Annotated in this window: 17 protein-coding genes; 8 read left to right on the forward strand and 9 right to left on the reverse strand. The window is 64.6% G+C overall.

The features are described from left to right. The first annotated feature begins 200 nt into the window (after nt 1-200). The 5 genes from AC0MRV_RS00460 (at nt 201) to AC0MRV_RS00480 (ending at nt 4,296) form a co-directional block, all read left to right on the forward strand. Nucleotides 201-764, forward strand: coding sequence for a hypothetical protein (locus AC0MRV_RS00460; protein ID WP_472762440.1), 564 nt, complete (start codon nt 201-203; stop codon nt 762-764). 12 nt (nt 765-776) lie between these two features. Beyond that, nucleotides 777-2,027, forward strand: a complete 1,251-nt coding sequence (locus tag AC0MRV_RS00465) for a hypothetical protein (RefSeq protein WP_472762441.1) — start codon at nt 777-779, stop codon at nt 2,025-2,027. After that, nucleotides 2,024-2,659, forward strand: a complete 636-nt coding sequence (locus AC0MRV_RS00470; RefSeq protein ID WP_472762442.1) for a hypothetical protein — start codon at nt 2,024-2,026, stop codon at nt 2,657-2,659. The genes AC0MRV_RS00465 and AC0MRV_RS00470 overlap by 4 nt, the downstream gene beginning before the upstream one ends. Before the next feature lie 200 nt (nt 2,660-2,859). Further along, a complete protein-coding gene (locus AC0MRV_RS00475; RefSeq protein WP_472762443.1) occupies nt 2,860-3,051 on the forward strand; it encodes an FG-GAP repeat domain-containing protein in 192 nt (63 codons plus the stop codon). A gap of 378 nt (nt 3,052-3,429) precedes the next feature. Beyond that, the gene (locus tag AC0MRV_RS00480) at nt 3,430-4,296 is read left to right on the forward strand and encodes an IS110 family RNA-guided transposase (protein WP_472762444.1); all 867 of its coding nucleotides are present in this window, start codon (nt 3,430-3,432) and stop codon (nt 4,294-4,296) included. 119 nt (nt 4,297-4,415) lie between these two features. On the opposite strand, the gene AC0MRV_RS00485 is transcribed toward AC0MRV_RS00480, so the two are convergent. Continuing rightward, entirely contained in the window at nt 4,416-4,637 is a 222-nt protein-coding gene (locus tag AC0MRV_RS00485; RefSeq protein WP_472762445.1) for a VF530 family protein, read from the reverse strand. Nucleotides 4,638-4,806: 169 nt separating this feature from the next. On the opposite strand from AC0MRV_RS00485, the gene AC0MRV_RS00490 reads away from it, so the two are divergent. Further along, entirely contained in the window at nt 4,807-5,181 is a 375-nt protein-coding gene (locus tag AC0MRV_RS00490; RefSeq protein ID WP_472762446.1) for a hypothetical protein, read from the forward strand. 298 nt (nt 5,182-5,479) lie between these two features. Further along, on the forward strand, nt 5,480-6,091 hold the full coding sequence (locus tag AC0MRV_RS00495) for a hypothetical protein (protein ID WP_472762447.1): 612 nt from the start codon (nt 5,480-5,482) through the stop codon (nt 6,089-6,091). A gap of 80 nt (nt 6,092-6,171) precedes the next feature. Here AC0MRV_RS00495 and AC0MRV_RS00500 read toward each other — a convergent pair whose 3' ends face one another. From AC0MRV_RS00500 to AC0MRV_RS00525, 6 genes are all read right to left on the reverse strand, one after another. Continuing rightward, entirely contained in the window at nt 6,172-8,664 is a 2,493-nt protein-coding gene (locus tag AC0MRV_RS00500; protein ID WP_472762448.1) for an ABC transporter permease, read from the reverse strand. A 156-nt stretch (nt 8,665-8,820) separates the two neighbouring features. Beyond that, on the reverse strand, nt 8,821-10,731 hold the full coding sequence (locus tag AC0MRV_RS00505; protein WP_472762450.1) for an ATP-binding protein: 1,911 nt from the start codon (nt 10,729-10,731) through the stop codon (nt 8,821-8,823). A 71-nt stretch (nt 10,732-10,802) separates the two neighbouring features. Then, complete coding sequence (locus AC0MRV_RS00510) at nt 10,803-12,128, reverse strand: serine hydrolase domain-containing protein (protein ID WP_472762451.1); 1,326 nt, start codon at nt 12,126-12,128, stop codon at nt 10,803-10,805. 179 nt (nt 12,129-12,307) lie between these two features. Continuing rightward, complete coding sequence (locus AC0MRV_RS00515) at nt 12,308-14,113, reverse strand: BCCT family transporter (RefSeq protein ID WP_472762452.1); 1,806 nt, start codon at nt 14,111-14,113, stop codon at nt 12,308-12,310. 60 nt (nt 14,114-14,173) lie between these two features. Beyond that, nucleotides 14,174-15,532, reverse strand: coding sequence for a hypothetical protein (locus tag AC0MRV_RS00520; RefSeq protein WP_472762453.1), 1,359 nt, complete (start codon nt 15,530-15,532; stop codon nt 14,174-14,176). A gap of 309 nt (nt 15,533-15,841) precedes the next feature. Further along, a complete protein-coding gene (locus tag AC0MRV_RS00525; protein ID WP_472762454.1) occupies nt 15,842-17,374 on the reverse strand; it encodes an ATP-binding cassette domain-containing protein in 1,533 nt (510 codons plus the stop codon). A 100-nt stretch (nt 17,375-17,474) separates the two neighbouring features. On the opposite strand from AC0MRV_RS00525, the gene AC0MRV_RS00530 reads away from it, so the two are divergent. Continuing rightward, complete coding sequence (locus AC0MRV_RS00530; RefSeq protein ID WP_472762455.1) at nt 17,475-18,164, forward strand: DUF2293 domain-containing protein; 690 nt, start codon at nt 17,475-17,477, stop codon at nt 18,162-18,164. Between the two features lie 182 nt (nt 18,165-18,346). Here the strand turns inward: AC0MRV_RS00530 and AC0MRV_RS00535 are convergent, their stop codons facing one another. After that, a complete protein-coding gene (locus tag AC0MRV_RS00535) occupies nt 18,347-19,846 on the reverse strand; it encodes a DEAD/DEAH box helicase (RefSeq protein ID WP_472762456.1) in 1,500 nt (499 codons plus the stop codon). Between the two features lie 194 nt (nt 19,847-20,040). Further along, on the reverse strand, nt 20,041-20,532 hold the full coding sequence (locus AC0MRV_RS00540; RefSeq protein ID WP_472762457.1) for a low molecular weight protein-tyrosine-phosphatase: 492 nt from the start codon (nt 20,530-20,532) through the stop codon (nt 20,041-20,043). Between the last annotated feature and the right edge of the window lie 130 nt (nt 20,533-20,662).

Here is a 20,662-nt window from a genome sequence, read left to right on the forward strand (position 1 = left end):
AACCTGAAGGGTTGTCCGCAGCGAAGCAGCGACCGGTGCCTGATGGTCGAAAGCTCCATGAGAATGCACTTCGTTTGGGTTCGTATCGACGGGTGTCTGCCGCTGATCCTGCGGTTCGTCGACTCGGCTCGGTTACCTTTTTGGAGATCGCTCGCGGACAGAGTTGGCGAAGTGACTCCTTTCCGCCCGGGCGGAGGAGCATGTATCTGACCTTCTCGATTCATGGCACGAAGGACACCGAGGTGCAGTTCGGGCCGATCTCCCTCTCCTTCACGGCGAATTCCGCAGGCACGGGCATGACGATGCTGGCGGAGGTGGGTTCCGAACCGGCCGAAGAGATTCTGACTCTCCCGATCATGACCTACCAAGGGGTGCCGATGGCAGCTCTGCTGTCCCATACGCTGAAGATCGACCGTCGCGATCGAACGTGGTCGTTGCTGGCCGTCGATGGATCCGCGCTGGTCTCCAATCAAGCGCTCCCCGGCTCGGCGGTCGGTTCGCGGCAGCTCAAGGTGAGTGGCGGAGTCGGCGGCACCTGGCTCCTAGATGCCGTTCTGTCAGACATGCATCCCGTGTTCGAGGATGAGAACGGCGACGACATACCCGACGATTTTGAGCAGAGCTACCGCGGAATGCCGGAGTCGGCCGAGCCGACCGGCTCCGACTATGCCGAGGCATTAACGGAGGCTTGGTATACCTACCGAACCCAGAATCCGATTCTGGTGGAACTCAACTCCATCGCTCCCGACGCGACGAGCCTCTGACCCCCAAAGATCATGATCCAAAAGAGTCTTTATCTTACCGTCCTCCTGGCCTTCGGAGCGCCGATCGCGGCCCAGACCGTCTATGTCACCAACAACGACCCATGCACGGTCATCACCGTTCCCATCTGCCAAATCACTTGGCAATACGGGCAAGTGACGGACGAGCAACACATCATGGCCACGGCCTCGGTGGGCCACCCCGTCTATTATCCGGGATCGATCGACCAAACCGGCAGTGGTATTGCCTACAATATTCACTCGGCGATGACGACCGACTCCACCTGCACTTGCACGTCTTCTGAGGTCAGTGTCGAATACGAGGACACCAGCGGATCCGCCGGAACACGGAAAGGCACTGCCTCCCGAATGGTGTTGGTGGCCAATCAAGGTTCCTCCCGGGTGGGCACCCTTCGTTTGTTGGGGTGTGATGAGTTTGAGACAGGCTACCCGAAGTGGTCCGGTCACGGCATCAGTGGGGCGGATGGATCGTTGTATGCAACCTATAATGGCAGTTGGACCCTGACGGAACCCAGCAATCAAAAGGTCGAGATTGGTCCCGGGGACTTCAAAGTTCTCAAGGTTTGGACAAAATCTCAAGGGGTAGGCAGCAATGTGCCCCTACACATTAATCTAGGTGCCTCCTCCAACTACGTTAATGAAATTAAGAATAAGATTAATGTCATTCTTGGAACTGTTACAGGGACGACCACATCGGTTACGTATAGCGGCGAGTTCGATCTAGTCTACAAACGGGTGGATAAATACAATTCTGTCAGTCAATCCGGCGTTTACGTAAATGCTACCGGAACCGCTGAATGGCAGCTCGCCGCCTTCAGCGCCGAGGGACCACCGTTCCCCGTCTGGGCAGGTGTGACCGTCAAACCCAAGGCGTCTTTCAATGCGGCAAAGTTGTCCTACGGCGCAAATGGCACGCTGGATCACTCAAAGGCTTCAACAGGTGCCTATTCATTCTTCGGAGAAGCCGAGCAGGGCATAAGTGGCGGAGTCGTTATCACGGCCGGCGCAGTGTGTAGCATTGAGATCCTTGGCGGCTCCACCTTGAAACTGAAAGTGTCTGGACCCGGCAGCACGCCTAATGAGAACATTAAAATCCGCATGGAAGGTGACGCGGGTCAATTCACCGCTACCGTGCGAGCCTACATCGATGTTGGTATCGAGTGCACGTTGTTCCAAGGGCAGCATACGTTTGGTGGGTCCTACGAACTTGACGAAACATACACAGTTTACACCTTTGAGTCATGAGGAATATTTATCTCTTGATTGTCTTATCGGCTCTGGTGGCCTCCGCCGATGAAGTTCATGTGTATATTGAACATAAAGTTGATGTTGATCTAAAAATTCATTCGGCCCCAGTGGACTTGGTGGTGCAAGGAAATGTTGTTGAAAATCCGCCGGTCGACTGGGGATCGATTTTTGCCAAGGTGTATAACTACGCGGATTATGCTTACGAAGAAGTCAAAGAGTTCTTCACTCCAGAATATGTTGAACACTTGAGCTTCAGCCCGGAGAAGTTTGATCGCATGTTGCAAGGTGCCGAGCGAAGCCACCAGGTCATGGGAAATCAACGCCTGATCTCCGAAGTTTATATTAAGGACGGGGACCGTGACTACGTGTTTGCGGTTATTCAAGTGGCGGCCCTATCCGAGGGAACCCAGCACCAGTGGTCGGATGATCCAGCGGTGACTATTCGGATGTATGAAAAAGTGCAAGATACGTGGCGCCTACAACGTCTCGCGCCGGAAATGTGGCAAAGTCTCTTGGTGCAGAATGATTCGGCGGCTTTACGGAGACTGGTTGATGCCGGAGTGGTGGTAATCGATCTTCATAAGAACGTCTATCCCGCGACCGTTGCGCCCTTGCAGCTAGCAAAGTGATCCAGTGTCTTCCACTCCCCGGAGCTTGGAAGGCACTGACGACAGAATCCCAAATGTGATGTCTTAGGCTCATTCCACGCCTCGGATCGCACGAATTGTTCATGAAACGCGCGTTGGAAGGTATGATGGGCGAGGTGTTTGATTAGGTAGCCGATGGCGGCTGCCCCAACCTCTACGATCCCGACGCCTATGGTCCGCCCGTGCTGTATTGGTATCGCACCGTGCGCGACGCGAGCGCGCCGGGCGGTGCCCGCCTCGTGCCCGAGTTGATCCACAACCGCTCCGGCGTCGGCTCGCAGATCGAAGCCCGTGACCTCAACGGCGACGGCCGCATCGACCTCATCACCTCCAACAACCGCGGCACCTTCATCTTCTGGAACCGCGGCGAGTGAACGACGGAGCGGTCACCGCGAGTCCGTTTTTACACAGAGTTCACCGAGGAGGAAACACCGAGGCCACAGAGGGAAAGGATCGGGTTTTGCTCCGTGCCCTCTGTGACCACCTCCGTGATCTTGTATGTTCCGCCCCGTGACCATGAGGCAGTGTGAACCGTTAAGAGGCGAAGCCGGGTTCGGCGCGATTGCACCGTCGACGTTCACCGTTTGGATGGTGCCTCCCAGGTTGCCGTGCGGGCCGGCCGCCCGCACGGCTCGGCGACCGTGAGACCGTTTTGTGACCAGAGGCTTTCGACCTCGACACAGAGCCACGGGTCCCGGTCGCCGTCCTGGTTGAACTCGAACCACTGATGGAGCCTCGAGCTCGTATACAAGATGGAGACAACCACCCCTGTTACTCAAGCCACCACCTACGTCGGTCTCGACGTCGCCAAAGATCGCCTCGATTACACCCTCGATGGCCGACGCGTCAGCCATGTGCCCAACCATGCCGACGGCTTGCGCAGCCTCGTTGGCAGGCTGCGCCGAGTGCCTCACCCTCGCGTGATCTGCGAAGCGACCGGTGGATACGAACGCGCCTTGGTCACCGCCCTACTGCGCGAGGACATCGAGGTCTGTGTCGTCAACCCGGGCCGCGTGCGCGCCTTCGCCAACGCCGAAGGACTGCTGGCCAAAACCGATAAACTCGACGCCCTGCTGCTCAAGCGCTTCGGCGAAAAGATGCAACCACGCCTGCATGCGCCCATGGACGAAGCCGCCCTGGCTCTGCGCGAGCTGCTCGACTACCGCAGCCAGATCACTGCGCAACGCGTCGCGGTGCAGAGTCGCCTTGAGCTGGCCGGCCACACCCTGCGCGAGCTCCTCAAGCGTCAGCTTGAGTTCCTGCGGCAGGAACTGGCCGAAGCCAATCGACTCATCAGTGAGCACATGGCTCGCGAAAAGGCACTGCGCACAAAGGCCGCACGCCTCCAGCAACTCAAGGGCGTCGGTCCTATCCTCGCCGCGGTCCTGCTCGCCCACCTGCCGGAGTTGGGGCAACTCGACTCGCGCAAACTCGCCGCTCTAGTCGGCGTGGCACCCTTCGCCCGAGACAGCGGCAACACCAGGCGATGCCGCCATGTGCGTGGAGGTCGTAGCACCGTGCGCGCGGTCCTCTACATGGCGGCCGTGGCTGCGGTGCGCTTCAACCCGATCCTCGCCTCCTTTTATCAACGTCTGCTCGCCAACGGAAAATCTAGATGACTGCTCTGGTTGCTGTCATGCGCAAGATGCTCGTCGTCCTAAACAAACTCCTCGCAGACCCCCAATTTGCCCTTGTCGGGTAACACCACTGCTCTGTGGCAAACTGCGTTACCAGAGAATCAGCGGGAACCATCGGGCCGCGTGTGGAGGTAGAGGCCTTCGACTCGCTCGCGCGCCCAGGGCGTTTTGCGCAGGAAGGTGAGGCTGGATTTCACACTCGGATTGTGGGTGAAGCAGCGGATCGGAATCCGCGTGCCCAGTTCCTCCCAACCCAGCTCATCCACGAGCGTGGTGACGATATGCTGCAGCGTGATGCCGTGGAGCGGGTCGTTGGAAGCCATGGCGCAGAAGGCACACCACTATGCTGGGGAATGGCAACAAATGCCGTCTGTTGGCCAGAAAGCACTGAGCGCCGGAGCGGTTCGCGGACTAGGCTGCCGGCCGGTCTTTGACCGCAATGGCAACCCAATCCCGATGATGAATGTTTCGCTTACCCTCCCGCGTCGCGCCGTGGCTCTCGTGGCCGCCGTGCTGGTTGGCCTTATGGCCCACACCCCAACCCTCGCCGCCGATGATGCGGCGCCTGCCACCGAACTGCCCGCGCTCCCGCTTTCGGCCTCCTTTGGCAAAGGCACGCCCGGCGAAAATGGTGGGCCGTATGCTCTGACCGTGGTCAATACCTCGGATCATACACTGATGCTGGAAGGACTCATCATCTGGAGCGTGCAGTCCCATAACCGCGCCCAGACCCTCAAGCTCGGGCCGCACGAACTCGCCGCCGGCGAGTCGTGGACGATCAACGATCTCGCGGTCGAGGACCGCGTCGTGCTCGAAGCCGAGGGCTACGCCAAGTGGGAAAAGAAAACCCCGCCCAGCGAGTCCTGACCGACGTCGCCAGCGATTGAATACCTGCGGCGGCTTGCGTTGTGACGATCGCATCGACGTCTTCGCCTCCAACAACCGCGGTGTCTCCAGCTTCCGGACCAAGGGACCTTCGCTCTGCCGGGCTTTGTCTGAACGGGTCGGTCTCCACGCGACGGACCGAGTGATCTTTGAACGCGGGGACCAAGCTGGCGTCTTTCCCCATGTGAACCCAATCCCGCCGCAAAGACCGAACGGGCGTTTGGGCACCTTCGCTTCAACGGTGCCGGCCGGTTGTCGACCGTTGCGACGCGGGGTTGGTTTGGCAGTCATCTCGGTGGTTCTGTTGCTTAACCTGGCGGCCCAGGAAGGGGGTTCGGTTCGCGACCGTATGCGGGACCAGTTGCCTCGCTTCGACCCGAACCACGCGGAGCGTCCAACCGCGGAAACGAGTCCCGTGAGCATCCCCGGCCAGGCTCAGCGGCCACGATTACGTTCGATTCCGCCGCCGCGTTCGCGGCCGGATTCGAATGTGGAGGAAACCGCTGCGGCGGACGAGGCGGACGACGTGGTGCGGTTGCCGGAGGTGACGGTGGAAACGACGCGATTGCCCTCGACCCCACTGCCGCGCGTGCCCGTGGCCGCGCCGAAGAACGACGTGGTGATCGACGAGTTTCTGTCGGATGAGGGCAAGGCGGAGAAATTGGTGGAGAAGCACCTGACGGCCTTCGATCGGCTCGTGCTGAACCGCTTCAATATTTTCGGCTCAAAGAAACGCCGCGCTGCGGAAGCCGAGGCACGCGAGCAGTTTGCCCGCGGGATGAACGACGTGGCGGACGCCATCGAGCAGGCTGACGCTTGGGGAAAGACGGAGGAGGAGAAGGCGAAGCTTCGAGAGGAGTATTACCAGCTGCTGAGCAACGCTCCCAAATAGGACACGAGTCGGAATCGATTCAGGTTACCTCTACGAATGCCTCCACGGTCAGGGGGCAATTCCTGAACCCGGCTTGAGCTTCATTCGTTCCGCAACGCCACCAGTGGGTCGATGCGGGCGGCGCGGCGGGCGGGGAGGTAACTGGCGAGCAACGCGACCGCGATGAGGACCAGGCTGACCGCGCCGTAGACGAGCGGGTCGGAGGGCTCCACGCCGAAGAGCAGACTGGTCATGGTGCGGCTGAGTAGAAACGCGCCGACCAGACCGATGGCGACGCCGAGGCTCGATTTGATCAGGCCTTGTTTGAGGATCAGTCCGAGCACCTGTTCGCGCGAGGCGCCGACGGCACTGCGGATGCCAATCTCCCGGGTGCGCTGCGAGACGTCGTAAGCGAGCACGCCGTAGATGCCGAGGGCGGAGAGGAACAGGGCCAGGCCGGCAAAGGCCGCCGTCAGCAGCATGACCGCGCGGCGGTTGTCGAATGACGAACCGACGGCGTCGGCCAGTGAGCCAGTGTCGAAAAGCGGAATGGAGGGATCGATTGTCCGCAACTTGGCGCGCAGGGCGGTTACGATGTCGGCGGTCGGACGCGAGGTGCGCAGGAAGAGCGTGAGGCCGCTGGGGCGCCACCCTTGCAGCACCTGATAGATGAAGGGATTGCCACTGTCTTCCTCGACCCCGTTGTGCGGCACGTTGCGCACCACGCCGACGATGCTGAGCCAATCGGCCTCGTTTTCGGGCCGGCCTTCGAAGGAGAAGCGTCCTCCGAGGGCGGAACGCCCCGGAAAGTAGGTTTCGGCAAAACTTTGGTCGACCACGACCGCGCGGCGGTCCGGAGCGGTGTCGGCTTCCTCCAAAAAGCGCCCTTCCACCAGTTTCAGTCCCAGCGTTTTCGCGTAGTCGGGCGTGCCGGCGACGCGGAAGGCACCGGGCTGGGGCGCGCCCGGGGGCAGGTTGTCCTCGAACAGACTGAAGGCGCCGATGGGCAGCCCGCCTTGAAAGGGGGTGGCCAGACCCAGCGCGGCGGAGTCGACGCCGGGTATTTCGCGCATGGCCTGCAGCAGCCGGTCGCGAATGCCTTGGGCGGCCTCGTCGCTGGCGCGGTAGTTGCCGGGCAGGGCGACGCGACCGGTGACCACGCCGTCCGCCTGCAGGCCGGGGTCGACCTGGAGTGCCTTGGCGAAGCTGTGAATGAGCAGACCGGCGCCGGTCAGCAACACGAGCGCGACCGCCACCTGGGCGACGACCAACGTGCTGCTGAGGAGGCGCACGCCGCGACCGGACGACGAGCCGCGCGAACCGCTGGCGATGATGGTGGCGAGGTTGGTGCGCAGCACGTGCCACACCGGTATCAGACCGATCAATACACCGATCAGGACCGAGAGCCCGATGGCGAAGCCCAGCACGCGGACGTCCAGCGTGGCCGGCATCGATTGGGGCAACATGCGGGCGAGGTAGAAGTTGGTGGCCTTCAGTGCGGCCCACGCAAGGCCGATGCCGAGCGCCGCGCCAAGCGTGGTGAGCAGCAGGCTTTCGACGATGAGCTGGCGGGCGATGGACCCGCGCCCGGCGCCGAGGGCGGAGCGGATGGCGAGTTCGGACTGGCGGGCGTTGGAGCGCACCAACAGCAGGTTGGCGACGTTGAGGCAGCCGATGAACAGCACGAAGGCCACGATGCCCTGCACGATGAGCAGCGTCGGGCGCACCGGATTGACGCGCTGTTCCTGCACGCCGCCGACATTCATGACCATGCCGGAACGCTCGACAAACTGCTGCACGCCGGGCGGCTGGCCGGCGACGTAGCGTTGCTCCAGCAGTTTGGCCTCGGCGTCGGCCTGACCGATCGAGACGCCGGGTCGGAGTCGGCCGTAAAGCGAGATCCCCACGCCGTAGCGGCGGCCGGGGTTGGCTTGGTCGTCGTTCCAGGACAGCGGGACGACAAATTTCACGCGCGCGTCGAAGGCCTCGAACCCCCGCGGCGCCACGCCGATGATGGTGTAGGTCTCGCCGTCGATCCGCAGCTCGCGACCCAGCACGGCGGGGTCTTCGGCGAACGCGGATTCCCAAAACGACTGCGTGATGACGACCACCCGATCGGCGCCCTCGACGTTGTTTTCCTTGGTGAAGAACGCGCCGATGAGCGGTTGCACGCGCAGCAGGGAAAAAATCTCGGCGGTGGCGACGGCGCCAGGCTGGCGCACGATCGCGCCCTCGTCGCCGAACAGGCGGTGGCCGAACTGCCAAAGGGCGAGCGTCTCGTAGGACGTGGCGTTCTCCGAGTAGTCGAGGTAGAACGGCACGTTCGCCGGCATGTGGTGCAGACCGGCCTTGGCGGCGGAGGTGTAGAGCTCGACGATGCGGTCCGGCTCGGGGAACGGCAGCGGCTTGAGCATGAGCGCATACACCGTCGAGAAGATCGCGGTGGTGGCGCCGATGCACAGCGCGAGCGTGAGCAGGGTGATGGCGGACATGCCCTTGGTTTTGCCGAGCAGGCGAAAGGCATGGCGGAGGTCGGAGCGCAGGCCGCTGGCGGCGGCGCCGAACCAGGACTCGCGGGCAGAGGTGGCGTTCATGAATCGGGGTGGTGCGGGGTGGTGCGTCGGAGGGCAGCAAAGCGCAACCGATCCACCGCGTCAGGCGGAATAACTCGGGCGGTCCGCAAACGTTACCAAGCGGAGCGACGAAGGATGAGCGGCGAGGTGAATGAAACGGTTTCCCGGTGCATGATCTCAGGCGCGTTGCGCGTGCTGGGCCAGGGTCTGGCGGAGCTCGGCGAGTTTGACCGGCTTGGCGATGAACCCGTCCATGCCGGCGAGACGGCAACGTTCCCGTTCCTCGGGCAAGGCGGCGGCGGTGAGGGCGATCACCGGGAGACTCGCGGCGGCGTGGTGAGGTTCGGTAGCAGAAACGGACGCGCCCCAGGCCCGCAGTTGGCGGGTGGCCTCCCAACCGTCGAGGATCGGCATGTGGCAATCCATCAGCACCAGATCGGGCAACGGAGTCGCGTGGCGCAGCGCCTCGAGGGCCTGTTCGCCGTCGATCGCGAGGGTGCAGGTGCAGCCGAGTTCGCGGAGCTGGGCGGCGAGGATGGTGCGGTTCACGCGGTTGTCCTCCACGAGCAGGATGTGCAACCCGAGCGGCGCGAGTTTCTCGGTGGGACCCGTTTCCCGCGCCGTCGGGGTCGCCGCCGGGCGCAGCGGCAGGGTGAAGCGAAAAACCGAACCGCGCTCCGGTTCGCTCTCCGCTTCCAGTTTGCCGCCGAGGAGTTCGACCAAGCGGATGCAGATGGCCAGACCCAGCCCGGTGCCGCCGTAACGGCGGGTGGTGGACGAATCGGCCTGGGTGAAGCGTTCAAAGACCTTGGCCAGGGTGAGCTCATCCATGCCGATGCCGGTGTCGTGGATCTCGAAGCGCACGCGGGTCGGGGCGTCGGCGGTGCCGGGCGTTTCCGGCACGACGCGGACGCGAATCTGACCGCCGGCGGAGGTGAACTTGAGCGCGTTGGAGGCGAGGTTGCTGAGCACCTGGCGGAGGCGGTGCGAGTCGGCCTCGACGTAGGTCGGCAGGTCGTCGGCCAGCTCGATGTCGAAGCGAATGTTGTTCTCCGCCGCGCGGGACGCGAAAAGGGCGAGGTTGTCGGTGACCAGTTGGCGCAGGTCGAAGGGATGGTCTTCCAGGGTGAGTTGGCCGGCTTCGATTTTGGAAAGATCGAGGATGTCACCGAGCAGGCGCAGCAGGAGGTCGCCGGAATGGGCGACGAGGCGCACGCGTTCGGCGGCTTCGGGCGACAGCGATTCGTCGCGTTGCAGGAGCTCGGCGGTGGCGATCACGCCATTCAGCGGCGTGCGGATCTCGTGACTCATGTTGGCCAGAAACTCACTTTTCGCGCGGGACGCGGCGTGGGCCTGGTCGGTCGCCGCGGCGAGATCGCGGGTGCGTTGGGCGACGAGTTCCTCGAGCTGGGCGTTCAGAGAGCGGGTTTCGGCGAGCGCCTCTTCACTGCGGCGATTGGCGGCGGCGATGAGTGAGGTGACCGCCAGACCGAGCAGGAAAATGACGATGATCGCAGCCAAACCGTCGCGCAGGATGGTGTCGGCGACTTCATGCATGCCCGGGTCAAGGCCTTTGCCGAGGACAACGTAGTGCAGACTCAGGTGCCCCACGATAATCACCGCGAGCACAAGGTAGGCGGTGCGGCGCGAGGCGAAAACCAAGGTCATCAGCAGGAAGACCAGGTCGACGATGAAGACTTGGAAAACGAGCCCGACCGGTTCGGTGGTGACCGGAGCGGCGAAGGTGAAGAGGTGCAGCATGAACACCCCGAGCAGCGCGACCAGGTCGCCGGCCAGCACGAGTTTCCCGCGACGCAAGGCCTGCAGGGAGGCGACCGCGCCGATGCCGAGGGTTAGGTTGAACAGGATTCGCCCGGGGGTCTGCGGCAGTTGCAGCCACAAGATCTTGGCGATGTTGAGGGGGATGAAGAGCAACACCCCCAGATCGGCGGCGAAGAGCAGCTTCGCCCGCAGTCGGGCAAACGCACTCTGCTCCTGATAGATGAGGTCGATCCAGCGGGTGAGGTGGGCAAGGCGCTGCAACATGAGCAGATACGCAGCCAAGGGCACACCGCGAGCGGCGGCCATTTTCTTCTCAAAGGAATAAACCCTACACCGGGACCCCCCACGTTCTATTGGGAGGAATCTGCGCGGTCCGCTCAGTTGCCGCGCACGTGGGTCGCGGGGTCCTCGGGCACGTAGTTGCCATAAACCGCGTCGCGGAAGCTGTTGTGGAGCTTGATCTGATCGTAGGGCGTGAGCTGCACGAACATGACGGCGGTGAGGTCGTTGACCGGGTCGATCCAGAAGAGGGTGCTGAAGGCGCCGTCCCAAAAGAACTCGCCGACCACGCCGTTGTTTTCGTTTTCGTCCACGGGGGTGCCGGTGCGCACGCCCATGTTGACGCCGAAGCCCATCTGGCCGCGTGAAGGCAGCCACATGCGTTCGGTGATGTGGCCGTCGAGCTGGTTGGTGCCCATGAGCTTCACTGTCTCCGGTTTTAGGATACGCACGCCGTCGAGTTCGCCGCCGTTGCCCAGCATGCGGGCAAAGCGTTGGTAGTCGTCGATGGTGGAGGTCAGGCCGAATGAGCCCGGGGTCATGGGCCAGTGGTTGAAGTTCATCGACTGAGCCCGCTCGTCGTCGGTGCGCGTGAGCTCACCGCTGTCGCGATCGTAGCGGTAGGCGACGGCGAAACGGTCGCGCTTTTCCTCGGGCACGTAGTAGCCGGTGTCGTGCATGCCGAGCGGACCGAGCACGTGCTCCTGCAGGTAGTCGGCAAAGGGCTGGCCGGAAATGCGCTCGATCAAAAACGCCTGAATGTCGCACGAGATGCCGTAGGCCCAGCGGGTGCCGGGTTGAAAGGCGAGTGGCCGCTGACCCAGCTCGGCGGCCATCTGCTGCAGGGTGTTGGTCCGGCGGCCCGGCGCGTTCTCGCCGCGCAGCGGCGGCACGCCTTCCATGTTGCCCTCAAACCCGGCGGTGTAGCGCGTGAGGTCGCGGATGGTGAACTTGCGCCGCTGCGGCTCGGTTTGCACCTGGCCCGTCGCTTCGTCGTAGCCGACGTAGACCTGCATGTCGGCGAACTCCGGCGCGTATTTCTCGACCGGATCATCGAGCTCAAAGGCGCCTTGTTCCCAGAGGGTCATGAGGGCGACGCCCACGACCGGTTTGGTCATGGAGAAGATGCGCACGATGCTGTCGCGGCTGAAGCGCACGCCGGCCTCGCGGTCGCGGTAGCCGTATTGTTGGTAATAGACCTCTTCGCCGTCCTCGAAGACGAGCGCCGAGATGCCGGCGACTTTGCCTTCGGCAACGTAACGGGCGAGCGTGGTGTCGAGACGGTCGCGCGCCGCGTCGGTGATGATGTCGTAGTCGGGCTGGGCGGCGGGAGCGGCCGACACTAGGGCCAGGCTGAAGGCGAGGATGGCAGGGACCAGCGCCAGGGAGGGGCAGCGAAGGCGAGTCGGGGACAGGAAGCTCATGAGGAGGCCAGCCAAGCGGTCAATGGGGGCGACGACGAGACTCCCGCCGCTGAACGTCCGATGCGGGCAAGCGGGAACGATCGGCAAACCGCGGAGGGAGCCGCCGCCGGGCTACGGAGCCCGTGGCAGGGGTGGGTTTGGCCGCGGATCGCGCCGGATGAACGGGCGGGTTTCTCCGGCTAAGCTTTGGGTGGGGATTCGTCGTTGGCGGTTTGCTTCAGTTCGGCGGTCACGGACTCCACGGCTTCGCCAATCTTGTGGTCGTGGCGCACGTCACGGAGCCGGGCACTCACGGCCTCCTCGACATAGGACTCGTGCGAGAGGCCGATGTAGAGCGACAGCACGATCAGGAGGAGGACGAAGGCAAAGGGCAGTCCGGTGGTCACCGCGGCCGTTTGCAGGATGGTGAGGCCGCCGCCCATGAGGAGCACCGCGGCGACGACGCCCTCCATCACGGCCCAGAAGACGCGCTGCGGGACCGGGGAGTCCAGCTTGCCGCCGGAGGTGAGGTGGTCGACGACCAGCGAACCGGAGTCGGAGGACGTGACGAAGAACACCGTCACCAGGATGATGCCGGCCAGGCTCAGCACCCAACTGATCGGGAAGTGCTCAAACATGGCGAAGAGCGCGGTGGCGACGTTCTCGTTGACGGAGCTGAGGATGTCGGCGGCGCCGGACATTTGCAGCGAGATGGCCGATCCGCCGAAGACCGACATCCAGATGAAGGACAGCAGGCTGGGCACGATCATCACGCCGAGGATGAACTCCCGCACGGTGCGGCCTTTGGAAATGCGGGCGATGAACATGCCGACGAAGGGCGACCAAGAAATCCACCAGGCCCAGTAGAAGACGGTCCAGCTGCCCTGCCAGTTGGTGTCGCGGAAGGTTTCGGTCCAGAGGCTCATCTGGGCGAAGTTTTCGAGGTAGAAACCGAGGCTCTGGGTGAAGCCACTGAGGATGAAGATGGTCGGGCCGACGATGAGCACGAAGAGCATGAGCAGGGCGGCCAGGCCCATGTTGAGCTCGGAGAGGAACTTCACGCCCTTGTCGAGGCCGGTGACCACGGACATCGTGGCCAGGGCGGTGATGCCGGCGATGAGTCCGATCTGCACCCCGGGGCTGATGGTGATGCCGAAGAGGTGGTTGAGGCCGGCGTTGACCTGGGCGACACCAAGGCCGAGCGAGGTGGCCAGGCCCATGAGGGTGGCGAGCACGGAAAGGATATCGATCACGTTGCCCCAGAACCCGTAGATGCGGTCGCCGAGGAGCGGGTGGAAGATCGAGCGGATGGTGAGGGGCAGGCCGCGATTGTAGGAAAAGAACGCGAGCCCGAGCGCGACGATGGCGTAGATCGCCCAGGGGTGCAGGCCCCAGTGGAAAAAGGTCGTGCCCATCGCGGCCTGGGCGGCTTCGGGGGTGCCGCCCTCGATGCCGCCGAACATTGGTGATGGAGCGGCGAAGTGAAACATGGGTTCACCCACGCTCCAGAACATCAGGCCGATGCCCATGCCGGCACTCAGCAGCATGGCATACCAGGCCTGGGTGCTGAACTCGGGACGGGCCTCCTTGCCGCCGATGCGGATGCGCCCGAGTTTGCTGAAGGCGAAAAAGGCGCAGGCGGCGATGAAGACGTTCGCGGCGAGAATGAAGAACCAGCCGAAGGTGGCGGAGATCCAGGCCAGGAAGCCGCTGGCGAGCTCGGCGGCCCGTTCGTGGAACATCAGCGACAGGGTGATGAAGACGGCCAACAGAAAGACGGAGGTCACGGTTACCTCGGGATGGATGTCGAAGCCGAAGCGGTTCCAGTTGCCGGCGCCGGGTTCGCGGGCGGGCTTGCCGTCGAGCAGGGTGGCGGTGGGACGGATCTGCAGACCGCGGAATTGCTCCCGTTCCTGGATGGCCTTTTCCCGGGCCACCTTCTCCGCGTGGCGGAGTTTTTCGGCCAGGGTGCGCTTGGTTTTCTCAGTCTTGGGCGGTGATTTCATAAAGTGTGCTGGTTTTTTGGATACGGTGGGGGGCGACGGCCGGGCCGGGACCGGGCGACTTCAGAAGTAGTAGCCGAGGTTGAAGTTGTAGCGGACGAGCCAGCGGGCATTGGGGTTGGCGCCGAAGCGGCTGTTGAAGCCGCCGAGGTTGCCCACGAAGTCGTTGCCGTTGGAGCGGGCCATCTCGGTGTAGATATACCAGCCGCCGCGGGCCCAGGCGGCGCCGAGGGTGAGGAGATCGCTGTCGTGGAAGCCGGCCGCGCGCTTCCGGATCGAGCTGTATTCGAAATAGGGGACGACGTAATCGAGCCAGGCGATCGCGGGCGTATCGAGGTGGTAGCTGAGCGAGACCGCGCCGAGCCAGGCTTCGGCGGCCATGGTGGAGGGGAAATCGTAGGCGCCGAACTGCACCAGCTCGTCGGTGCCCAGCGGCTGGGCGGCGTCGACGTCGTAGCGATAGGTGGTCAACTGGGTGGCCAGCGTCCAGTTGTCCCAATGCGCGGTGGGGTGGACCGAGAAGGCGGTGTGGTGGCCGTCGCTCTGCGGGCCATAGCTGTGCAGTTGGCCAAACTGGGCGGAGACACCGACGTCGAAGCTCACCTCGCCGACGGTGAAATGCCGGATGGCGCGGGCGTTGATCTGGTTGCGCTCGGCGTATCCCTGACCGGATTCGTTGACCACGTCGTAGGAGTAGCGCGCGCTGTCGCGGGTGGAGCCCGACCAGGAGCCTTCGTCGGACAGGTAGTAGGCGAGGTCGAAGTCCCACTCGCCGCGCGAGCCGCTGTATTTGACGCCCAAGTCCATGTCATCGGCCAGGCCCACGTAGTAGTGCTGGTCGAAGAACCAACTCTGCGACAGGCCGTAGGGCCCGGGACCGAAGGGCACGCGGTTGACCCCGACCTGCAGCGTGTCGCCGCCCTCGAACGCGTAGCCGACCCAGCCGGTGTGCAGGAAGTGGTAGCTGTCGTTGCCGTAGTAGCCCTCGAGGAAGCGGTATTCGGCCTTGGCGCGCCAGGGACCGCGGGCGAAGTCGGCGTTGAGGCGAAAGATGTCGAGGGCAACCGTGCCGTTGCCGGCGGCGTCGGCCACGGTGGCCGGGCTGTTGTCGGCGTAGTCGCCGAAATAATAGTTCACCCGCACGGCGCCGCCGATGCTCAGTCCATCGAGCAGGGGAAAGAGCGGAGTGGTATCCGGTTCCGCCGGCGCGGTTGTCGCCGCGGGAGCCGGCGCAATCTGGTCTTCCGCAGCGCGGCGGGCGGCGAGCTCGGCCTGGGCGGCGCGCAATTCCTCCTGCAGGCGGGCGACCTCGGCCTCGAGCGCGGTGAGCTCGGCCGCCGGTGCGTTCTGGGCCGGCAGCGGCGACCCCAGGACGGTGAGCAGCAGGCAGGAAAACAGCGTGAGATGACGGAAAGTTCTCATTTGTATGTAGGAACCGGATACAATCCGATCCGAAGCGCCGGCTCCGCGCGGGGGCCCGGTGCAGGGAGACGGAGGTCCGCCGGTTTTGCTTGTTCGCCTGGGTTCCCGGAATCCTCGGGGTCAGTGTTGAACACCGCCTCGTCGTAGGTTGCTGACGGTTGGGCATGCGCCCTGTTCAGCAGGCAAGAAATCGGACCGGGAGAATATGTTGAAGGGCTGAAAGGTAAGGCGAATACGCGGTTTTCGCGTGGCGGTGAGACTCGGTCAGCCTTCGCGGTGGGGCAACCCTGCAATTCCCCGCGTGGCGAATCAGCCGCTACTCTCCAGCCGGGTGTCGCCGGCCTGACCGTGCTCGTCGGACGCGAGATGCCAGCGCGTCGTGGTGATTTGGTCCAGAAACGCCTCGTCGTGACTCACCAGCAGCAGCGCGCAGGGGCAGTCGGCCAGGGCCTCCTCCAGACAAAGGATGCTGGGCAGGTCCATGTGATTGGTGGGCTCGTCCATGACGATGAGATGCGGACCGCGCACGATGCCGAGCGCGAGCAGGAGTTTGCGGACTTCGCCGGGGCTGGGCAGGGCGCTTTCCAAGAGGCGACCGGGGCGCGAGCCGAGCCGGCTGATCGTGGTCATGACGCGCCCCTGTTCGGCATTGGGCAGGCGTTTGACCTCTTCCAACAATGCCTGCGAGGCCTCCGCCGAAACTTCCTGCGGCACGCTCACGAGTTTGTCGGGCGGCACCTGCACATGGGCGAGCGCGTGGCGAATGAGGGTGCTCTTGCCGAAACCGTTGGGGCCGGTGAGCGCGATGCGGCTGGTGCCGCTGATCGCCAGCTCGGGGAAGCGCAGGACGCGACCGTCGTCGCCCAGCGGCAGTTCGCCGGCGGGTAGGCGGAGCAGGAAATCGCGCGGCATGAACGAGGCGCCGTCGACCCAGATGCCGGTCTCGTAGCGTTTCCTGACGGTGAGGTCGGCGCGCTGTGCGGATACTTTGGATACACGCTGATTCATTTGCGCCACCATGCGGCCGGCGTAGGCGTCCTTGCCGGTCACGCGCGCGAGCCCGCGCGCGGCGCGGCCGTCGTGATCGTGCATGGGGTTGATCTTGTGCTTCTGTTGGGAGCCCCGCATGGCGGCGGCCTTTTGGTCAGCGACCACGCGGCGGCGCTGGGCCTCGGCCTTGAGTCGGCGCTCGGTCTGGCGCAGGGCGTCGTTGGCGGATTGCGCGGCGATCTCCTCCTTGTCCTGCTCGGCCAGCGCGGCGGTCACCCCGCCAGGGCGGAGCACGGCGGACGGTGGGTCGATGAGCAGGCATTGCGCGCAAAGTTCATCGAGCAGGCGTCGATCGTGGCTCACCAGCAGGCCGATGCCGGTGAACTCGGTCAGCACGCGCACCAGCAGGCGACGGGCATCGGCGTCGATGTGGTTGGTCGGCTCATCGAGCGCGAGCACGGCCGGTTCGCGCCACAGGGCGACGGCGATCTGGGCGCGTTTGCGTTCGCCGTGACTGAGCGTCGACCAGCGCTCGGGCCAATCCTCGCTCACGCGCAGGCGGGCCTTGAGCGCGGTGGCGTCGGGTGCCCACACGAAGTCTTCGAGCATCTCCGGCGGGTCGTCGGTGCGTTGCGCGACGTAGAGCGCGAGACCACGCCGTTGCACCGAGCCGGTCTGGGCTTCGAGCGCGCCGGTGGCGACTTTGAGCAGGGTCGTTTTGCCGGCGCCGTTGGGTCCGACGATGCCGGTCCAGCGAGCCGGAAACTGCACCGTGAGATCGGTGAACAGCGGCGCCGTCATGCCCGCATGGGCAAACTCGACCGACTGCAAAACCAACTGGGACGACGCCATGCCGCGGCATGCTGAAGACGTGCCCTGCGCAGGCAATCGCAGATGGCGTTCGCTCTCGGCTTGGCGACGGCGGTCACGTGGATTTGCCTCGCGGTCCTACATGTCGTCCGTCGCCGCTGAAACCCTCGAAGTCCGTCCACTTAAGCAACCGCGCAAGGTGCTGTCCGCCGCCGGGGCGGTGCTGGATGTGCCGGACGGTTGGGCGCTGCTGTTGCCGGGTGACGCGGCGCTGAGTCGGCGGATCAAAGCCGACGGCCCGTCGTGGACCGTGATCGAATTGAAAGGCCGCAAACGTTTTTCGCACGGCATTTGGGCGCCGGCCGACCGGATCGAGTCACTGCGCTCGGCCCTCGCAGCGGAGCGGGCCGATCCCGCCTATGCGCGCAAACTTGAGGCCGGTCGCGCGCGCCGAGCCGTGGCGGAAGCGAATTACCAGGAGGACTTTCGTGGCGCGGTGTTGGCTTACCTGGACTTTCATCCGCGCTACCAGCTCGTGGCTCGCGAATTGGCCGAGCGCATCGCGGCGCATGCGACTCCGGTGGGCAGCGGCACGGTGGCGCGCACGCAACGCATCCCGATCGACCAGCGCGCCGAAGCCGCGACCATCGCGTGGATGCGACACCAGACGACCGGCTACGATTCGATGTCGATCGCCCGCATCAAAGGCGAACGTCGCGCGGTGCGCCGCGAGTTGGCGCATCGTTCCAAACAGCTGCTCGCCCGCTACCGTGAAGGTGCGCCGATCGACGTGACGCGTTGTCCGCTCCACGCGGCGTTGCGGCGACGGTAGGAGCGAACGCCAAGGTCTCCGCCCGCCAGCCGCGCGACTCCTCCAAGGCCTCCGCTTTGCTGAACCTTTCCCCCGGTCCGCCGCGTTCAGGTCACAATGTTCGTATTACGAACATTGGGTGAGGCAGGTTGCTGTGTTTTGAGTCGGCTGGTTTTGGGGGCCGATGCGGAACCAGGGCGGATCTAGAGTCGCCAGCGGCCAGGCCGGTTCGTGCGCGGCAGGCGCAGGTGGTTGCGGCTTTCCTCCAACGGCTCCTGACCGTCACGGCGGTCCGGGCGATCGGCTTGCGAGGTGCGTTCTCGGGGCGGACGCGGGGGCCGGGGAGCGGGTTGCGGCTTCGGCGGTTTGGCCTGGGGTTTCTCCGGCTGGGGTCGGGCGGCGAGATTGGCTTGGGCCGAAGTGGCCGCGGCCTTCGACAACGGTTCGCCGGGGGCGAGGCCGGCGGCTTCGCGCAGCTTGTCCTTCTTGCTCTTGCGTTTGCCTTTGATGCCGCCGGTGCGCGGCGCGTCGTCGGGCGCGGGGGTGGGTGGTGGCGGCGCGGTCATGCGCGGTTCGAAACCCGGCACCTGGTGGCGCGGGATCGGGCCGGTGTGTCGCTTTTCGATCAGGTTAAAATGCGCGGCGGTGGCGGCGCTCACAAAGCTCACCGCCTCTCCGGTGGCGCCGGCGCGGGCGGTGCGACCGATGCGGTGGGTGTAGATGATGGTCGAGCGCGGCAGGTCGTAGTTGATGACGACGGGCAGCTCGGTGAAGTCGAGGCCGCGGGCGGCGAGGTCGGTGGCGACGAGCACCTGGAGTTGGCCGGTGTTGAATTCGTTGAGGATGCGGGTGCGGGCGCCTTGCGAGAGTTCGCCGTGCAGTGAGCCGGCGGTGAGGTCGAGGCGGCGCAGTTTTTCGGCGACGTGGCCGGTGCTGTATTTGGTCGCGACAAAGACCAGCACGCGGCTCCAACCGTGGGTGGTGATGAGATGATGCAACAACTGGGTGCGGCGCGGCGCGTCGACTTCGATGGCAGACTCGGTGATGGCGGGGCGGGTGAGCGGCGTCGCCTCGACCACGATTTTCTCCGGATCGCTGAGCAACCGCTCGGCGAGGGCGGTGACCTCGGCCGGGAAGGTGGCGGAGAAGAGCAGGTTCTGGCGCTGGGCCGGGAGCAGGGCGAGCAGGCGGCCGAGTTCGTCGGCGAACCCGAGGGCAAAGAGACGATCGGCCTCGTCGAGCACGAGCGTGCTGACGCGATCGAGGCGCAGGGCGTTGCGGTCGACCAAATCGAGCGCACGACCGGGCGTGGCGACGACAACATCAGCGCCGCCGCGGAGAGCGAGCATCTGCGGGTTGATCGACACGCCGCCGACCGCGACGACAACCTTGGGCCGCGGGTGCAGGTGTTGGGCGTAGGCGTGAAAGGACTGGGCGACCTGCGCGGCGAGTTCGCGGGTGGGCACGAGCACCAGGTGGGCGACCCCGCGCCGGGAACCGCGGGGTCGTTCGGCGATGTCCTGCAACAAGGGCAGCGCGAAGGCGGCGGTTTTGCCGGACCCGGTCTGGGCCTGGGCCCAGACATCACGCCCGCGCAGGACCGCCGGAATCGCGGCGGACTGCACCGAAGTGGGCGCAGCGTAGCGACGCTCGGCGAGGGCGCGCAGCAGTGGCGGAGAGACCCCGAGGGCGGAAAACGACATGGTCTCGCGATGAGGGCGCGGCCTTGGGTTTGGAATCAAAAAGCGAAAGCGCGGGCTCGCGGCGGACGGTGGTGAGAACCGGGGAATCCGCAGATCTCGCACAGAGCGCAGATGGCTGAGAGACAACGGAGCGCCCGCTGGCGTTGGATGGGCATCGGCGCCCGCCCCGTTTTCTGCGGTTTAAACCCTCTGGCTCAGCCGAGGCGTTCCTGCGCCCACTCGAGCACGCCGGTGCAGCCGTCCTCGAGTAGATCGAGCACGTGTTCGAAGCCCTGCGGACCGCCGTAGTAGGGATCGGGGACCTCAGTGTCGGCGTTTTGGGTGCAGAACGAACAAAAGGCGCGGATATGGGCGCGTTGCTCCGGGTTGCGGGCGAGGGCGAGCAGGTCGCGGCGGTTGTCCTCATCCATGGCGAGCACGAGGTCGAAGGCGTCGAGGTCGGCCGACTTCACCTGGCGGGCGCGACTGGTGAGATCGTAGCCGCGCGCGCTCGCGGCGCGGCGCATGCGAGCGTCGGCGCGATTGCCGGTGTGCATGCCGATGGTGCCGGCGGAGTCGATGGTGATGCGGTCGGTGAGGCCGGCTTCGGCGACCAGTTTTGTGAGCACACCCTCGCCAGCCGGCGAGCGACAGATGTTGCCCATGCAAACAAACAGGATGCGTAAGGGGGTGGGGTGGGGTGTCATCTCAAAGCAACCGCCAAGCGCGCGGTCCGTCGAGTAACACGCAAGCCGGCCGCCTCGTCCAGCCCCCGCTGCACCTCACCGAGCCATCGCAACCCGGTCCACTTGTAACCTATTAGGTTACAAGTGGAAT

The sequence above is a fragment of the Actomonas spartinae genome, from assembly GCF_051209155.1.
Lineage (GTDB): Bacteria > Verrucomicrobiota > Verrucomicrobiia > Opitutales > Opitutaceae > Actomonas.

What these genes read in the sequence shown, in the direction of transcription:
- AC0MRV_RS00460 (WP_472762440.1), top strand. Translation starts at nt 201, where the DNA reads ATGTATCTGACCTTCTCGATTCATGGCACGAAGGACACCGAGGTGCAG.
- AC0MRV_RS00530 (WP_472762455.1), top strand. Translation starts at nt 17,475, where the DNA reads ATGTCGTCCGTCGCCGCTGAAACCCTCGAAGTCCGTCCACTTAAGCAA.
- AC0MRV_RS00485 (WP_472762445.1), bottom strand. Translation starts at nt 4,637, where the DNA reads ATGGCTTCCAACGACCCGCTCCACGGCATCACGCTGCAGCATATCGTC.
- AC0MRV_RS00540 (WP_472762457.1), bottom strand. Translation starts at nt 20,532, where the DNA reads ATGACACCCCACCCCACCCCCTTACGCATCCTGTTTGTTTGCATGGGC.
- AC0MRV_RS00505 (WP_472762450.1), bottom strand. Translation starts at nt 10,731, where the DNA reads ATGGCCGCCGCTCGCGGTGTGCCCTTGGCTGCGTATCTGCTCATGTTG.
- AC0MRV_RS00535 (WP_472762456.1), bottom strand. Translation starts at nt 19,846, where the DNA reads ATGTCGTTTTCCGCCCTCGGGGTCTCTCCGCCACTGCTGCGCGCCCTC.
- AC0MRV_RS00500 (WP_472762448.1), bottom strand. Translation starts at nt 8,664, where the DNA reads ATGAACGCCACCTCTGCCCGCGAGTCCTGGTTCGGCGCCGCCGCCAGC.
- AC0MRV_RS00480 (WP_472762444.1), top strand. Translation starts at nt 3,430, where the DNA reads ATGGAGACAACCACCCCTGTTACTCAAGCCACCACCTACGTCGGTCTC.
- AC0MRV_RS00515 (WP_472762452.1), bottom strand. Translation starts at nt 14,113, where the DNA reads ATGAAATCACCGCCCAAGACTGAGAAAACCAAGCGCACCCTGGCCGAA.
- AC0MRV_RS00510 (WP_472762451.1), bottom strand. Translation starts at nt 12,128, where the DNA reads ATGAGCTTCCTGTCCCCGACTCGCCTTCGCTGCCCCTCCCTGGCGCTG.
- AC0MRV_RS00525 (WP_472762454.1), bottom strand. Translation starts at nt 17,374, where the DNA reads ATGGCGTCGTCCCAGTTGGTTTTGCAGTCGGTCGAGTTTGCCCATGCG.
- AC0MRV_RS00520 (WP_472762453.1), bottom strand. Translation starts at nt 15,532, where the DNA reads ATGAGAACTTTCCGTCATCTCACGCTGTTTTCCTGCCTGCTGCTCACC.
- AC0MRV_RS00465 (WP_472762441.1), top strand. Translation starts at nt 777, where the DNA reads ATGATCCAAAAGAGTCTTTATCTTACCGTCCTCCTGGCCTTCGGAGCG.
- AC0MRV_RS00470 (WP_472762442.1), top strand. Translation starts at nt 2,024, where the DNA reads ATGAGGAATATTTATCTCTTGATTGTCTTATCGGCTCTGGTGGCCTCC.